Annotated in this window: 4 protein-coding genes; all 4 read left to right on the top strand. The window is 54.2% G+C overall.

Translation table 11 applies throughout. The annotated features are described in order from the left end of the window. Window positions 1-1,972 (top strand): ribonucleoside-diphosphate reductase subunit alpha (locus ACF8AM_RS16835; protein ID WP_392556754.1); only part of this gene is annotated, 1,972 nt, incomplete at its 5' end. Between the two features lie 3 nt (window positions 1,973-1,975). Next, window positions 1,976-2,257: a hypothetical protein gene (locus ACF8AM_RS16830; protein WP_392556753.1), complete on the top strand. Its 282-nt coding sequence runs from the start codon at window positions 1,976-1,978 to the stop codon at window positions 2,255-2,257. 2 nt (window positions 2,258-2,259) lie between these two features. Further along, entirely contained in the window at window positions 2,260-3,315 is a 1,056-nt protein-coding gene (locus ACF8AM_RS16825; RefSeq protein ID WP_392556752.1) for a ribonucleotide-diphosphate reductase subunit beta, read from the top strand. Between the two features lie 414 nt (window positions 3,316-3,729). Continuing rightward, the gene (locus ACF8AM_RS16820) at window positions 3,730-4,110 is read left to right on the top strand and encodes a hypothetical protein (protein WP_392556751.1); all 381 of its coding nucleotides are present in this window, start codon (window positions 3,730-3,732) and stop codon (window positions 4,108-4,110) included. Window positions 4,111-4,529 lie beyond the last annotated feature (419 nt).

The raw sequence follows: 4,529 nt of genomic DNA, 5'->3' as shown, positions 1-4,529 counted from the left end.
CCTGTTGCATATCGAAGGCCGCCGCATCGAAACGCCGCAGTATTTCTGGATGCGGGTCGCGATGGGACTCGCACTGGCAGAAAGCGAAAATCGTGAAGATCGGGCGATCGAGTTCTATGATTTGCTCTCATCGATGCGGTTCACCTGTGCCACCCCCACGCTCTTCAATTCTGGCACGCCACACCCACAACTCAGCAGTTGTTATCTGACGACGATCGAGGATGACTTGCAGCACATCTTCAAGTGTGTCGGCGACAACGCGATGCTATCCAAGTGGGCTGGTGGTTTAGGGAACGATTGGACCAACATTCGTGCGACCGGTGCTCGTATCAGCGGCACCAACGGTGAAAGCCAAGGTGTGATTCCGTTCTTAAAGATCGTCAACGATGCCGCGGTCGCCGTGAACCAAGGTGGCAAACGGAAAGGTGCCGTGTGTGCGTACATGGAACCTTGGCACTTGGACTTCGTCGAATTCCTGGACTTGCGAAAGAATACCGGTGACGACCGACGACGAACTCACGACATGCATACCGCAGCGTGGATTCCTGATCTGTTCATGCAGCGGCTGCAAGAGGGCCGGACATGGACCTTCTTCAGTCCCGATGAGGTGCCTGATTTGCACGACCTGTATGGCGAAGCGTTCAAGGAACGCTACGAGTTCTATGAGCGAGAGGCCCACGCGGGGCGGATGCGTCAATCTCGCGAAATGCCTGCTTCCGAGTTGTGGCGGAAACTACTGACACGCCTGTTTGAAACCGGACATCCGTGGGTCACTTTCAAAGACCCATCCAACATTCGTTCCCCACAGGACCACTGCGGTGTCGTTCATAGCAGCAACCTGTGCACCGAAATTTTGTTGAACACCAGTGCCGATGAAACCGCTGTTTGCAATCTTGGTTCGATCAACTTGTCAGCTCACATTGTGAATGGCGAACTGAACCAAGACTTGCTTCGCGCCTCGGTCAACATCGCGATGCGGATGCTCGACAACGTGATCGACATCAACTTTTATCCCACTCCTGAATCGAAGAATGCGAACGCGAGGCATCGTCCCGTTGGACTCGGCTTGATGGGTTACCAAGATGCGTTGCATGAGTTGCGTATTCCGATGGCCAGCGACGAAGCGATTGAGTTTGCTGACCGCAGCATGGAAGCGATCAGCTACTATGCCATTCTGGCATCGTCCGAGTTAGCTCGCGACCGCGGAAAGTACGAGTCGTATTCGGGATCCAAATGGGACCGAGGTTTGCTGCCAATTGATACCCTGGATTTGCTGGAACAAAGTCGTGGCGACGCGGTTGAGATCGATCGCCAGCAAACCTTGGACTGGCAAGTTGTGCGTGATTCGGTTGCTCTGCACGGCATGCGAAACAGCAACTGCGTGGCAATCGCACCCACCGCCACGATCTCCACCATCGTTGGCTGCACCCAATCGATTGAGCCCACCTACAAACTGCTCTATTCCAAGAGCAACTTGTCAGGCGAATTCACGCAAACCAACCATCGCCTGGTCGAGGTCCTCAAGTCACAAGGCTTGTGGGATGCGGAAACGCTGGATGCGCTCAAGCACTTTGACGGCACCGTTCGTGACATTCCGCGTTTGCCAGAGGAGGTCAAGTCCGTGTTTGCAACGGCCTTTGAAATCGAGCCTCGCTGGTTAGTCGCCGCTGCCGCGAAACGCCAGAAGTGGATCGACCAGGGGCAATCGTTGAACCTGTACTTGGCTCAACCCAGCGGGAAGGCGATTGACGCGATGTACACGCAAGCCTGGAAAAGTGGCCTCAAGACAACTTATTACCTTCGATCCCTCGCAGCGACTCAAGTCGAGAAATCGACCGTTGATATCAACCGGCACGGCATCCAGCCCCGCTGGATGAAATCTCAAAGTCATTCCGGTTCGATTCGAGTGGATCGAGTCGTCACGCCTACGGCATGCAGTATCGAAGACCCCGATTGTGAAGCCTGCCAATAAGGCATGTTGTTCTACATCAATTGGATCGAGCGTGGTTTTCAAGTTCATCATACGCCAGGTGTTTCTCGCGCCTGGACGCGGGTGGAGAACGACGGTCGGCAATTGATTTTGACGGACCAAGGAGGGTTTGATCTGCCATCGCGTGACGGTCCTTTTCAAATTTGTCTGCTCAATGCGGAGGACGAACTGATCGATGGCCCCGTGCTTCTTCCCACTCGTCTCGCGCTTGCCAGATGGCTTCGTGACCGCAGTACCGTCCCCATTCCAACCGACCCCCGAATGTAATCATGACCAAAGTTTCTTCATCGCAATCTCCAGTTTCCACACGCAATCGTTTTGATGCGTCTGACAAGCGGTTGATCAACTGCAACCAAGTCGACGTCAATCAGTTGATGCCGTTGAAGTACAACTGGGCTTGGGAACACTACAACAATGGGTGCGCCAATCACTGGATGCCCACTGAAGTCCCGATGACCAAAGACATCGAGATCTGGCGCAGCAATCAATTGTCCGATGCTGAGCGACGAGTCATCATGCGGAATCTAGGGTTCTTTTCGACCGCCGAAAGTTTGGTTGGCAACAATCTCGTTCTCGCGATTTTTCGGCACGTCACGAATGCGGAGTGCCGGCAATACTTGTTGCGACAAGCGTTTGAAGAAGCGGTGCATTCACACACGTTCTTGTACGTCGTCGATAGTCTTGGGCTGGACGAAGGCGAGGTGTTCAACATGTACCACGAGGTGCCCTCCATCGCCAACAAAGACGCTTTCGAAACCGAACTCACCGCGGAAGTGATGGACCCCGATTTCTCCACCGCGACCGATGAAGGTTCCCAAGCCTTCCTGAAGAACCTGATTGGTTACTATTTAATCATGGAAGGCGTGTTCTTTTACACCGGGTTTGTGATGATGCTGTCGTTCCATCGACGCAACTTGATGACCGGGATCGGAGAGCAGTTCCAGTACATCCTTCGCGACGAAACCATTCACCTGAACTTCGGGATCGACTTGATCAATGGTATCAAGGCCGAGAATCCACATCTGTGGACACCGGAATTTCAACAAGCGATGGTCGACCGTGTCAAACAAGCAGTCGAGTTGGAACTGGACTACGCCGGGGACTGTTTGCCCAACGGCATCATGGGGCTCAACGAAGGGCTCTTCCGAGACTACGTCCAGCACATTGCCGATCGTCGACTGGAACGAATTGGATTGCCCATGCAGTACGGTTCAGCGAATCCTTTCCCGTGGATGAGCGAGACAATGGATTTGGCCAAAGAAAAAAACTTCTTTGAGACCCGCGTCACCGAGTACCAAGCCGCCGGAAGTCTTAGCTGGGACTGAGCAGTTCAGAAGGGAGGGGATGACAGCAGTGTCGGGCATTGGTCCCCAAATCTCGGTCTCATTTGGTCGTGGACGAGTGGTAGTGGACGGGGCGACGAGTCCCTTGCGTGGGGAAGGAATCGTTTGCCTCATCCATTACGGTTTCCGTCCTCTGCGAAGAACACGCCCAAAAATGTCGTTGATAAAATCGATGTCCCTTCGGGCTTTGGCCGTGTGGGTGGTCCATCGTTCCGGGGCCTGACGACCCCGGCAATGGATGTGTCGACCCTTCGGGCCTTGTTGCGCCCAACGAGGGTGGATGGCGATGTTCGTTTGGATGGTCTTGGTTTGCCTATCTTTTCGGAAAGCTACCTGGCATATTTTGAGGTAGCCGCTCCTTTCAAACTTTGCTCTTTCATCACTCGCTTGTTTGCTATGTCGTTCTCCGATTACATCGCACCCTTTGAGGAGTACCCTGTTTTGCAGGAAAGGGTGCTGGCTGTTTTGAGGCAACTGCCAGCGGACGTGCAGGCGGATTTCTTGAACGATGAACGCTTTCGAGTAGAAATCGACAACTACGTTCCCGGTGTGGGCTGGTCGTTTTTGATGCCCGCCCCGGGGATTGATGGAAACGGTAGTCGCTGCGTGATTCTGCGAAGCAAGTTGGCGGACGCGACGGAAGGGTTCGCACGTTATGTGATCGCTCACGAGTTTGCGCATGCGTTTCTGCGGAACGGTGGCTGGGGGGAGATCACTGACATCGAAGAGGCGGCGGATGCGTTGGCGGCGTCTTGGGGTTTCGAGAGACCGGCGTGAAGTCGTTCGCCTCGCCTCGTCTGTTCAAGCTCTTACCCCTGCGTAGGCCTGAACGACGTCGCTCGACCTCACCTTCCAATTCGTTTCGGAAGAGGTGCGACACGTGGAAATTCGCCCACATACGGTGTCAGAAAACGGTGAGACCTGGCCTACGTCGACCTGGTGGCCAGATTCGCCAGGGTTCCGTGTGGTCCCTCTCGCTCGCGTTTTGAAGTTGCGTTTTTCTCAAAAGCCGAAGCGTCAGCTTTCTCATAACCCGAAGCGTCTGCGAGGGAATACCGAAGTTGACTTCGCCTCGCTGACGCGTCGGGTTATGAAAAAAACAATGCCTCACGCAAAAACGCAACTTCAAAGCTCACGCGTTCGGTTATGAAGTGATTGGGAGCTGGATTCGCCTGACTACAGATGCGCGGGATGCT

The sequence above is a fragment of the Rhodopirellula sp. JB055 genome (assembly GCF_043100905.1).
In the GTDB taxonomy this organism is placed as follows: domain Bacteria; phylum Planctomycetota; class Planctomycetia; order Pirellulales; family Pirellulaceae; genus Rhodopirellula.
Note: the sequence above shows the minus strand (reverse complement) of the source record. Positions and strands in the feature narration are given on the sequence as shown.

Coding starts and splice junctions, on each gene's coding strand:
- ACF8AM_RS16830 (WP_392556753.1), top strand. CDS start 1,976: ATGTTGTTCTACATCAATTGGATCGAGCGTGGTTTTCAAGTTCATCAT.
- ACF8AM_RS16825 (WP_392556752.1), top strand. CDS start 2,260: ATGACCAAAGTTTCTTCATCGCAATCTCCAGTTTCCACACGCAATCGT.
- ACF8AM_RS16820 (WP_392556751.1), top strand. CDS start 3,730: ATGTCGTTCTCCGATTACATCGCACCCTTTGAGGAGTACCCTGTTTTG.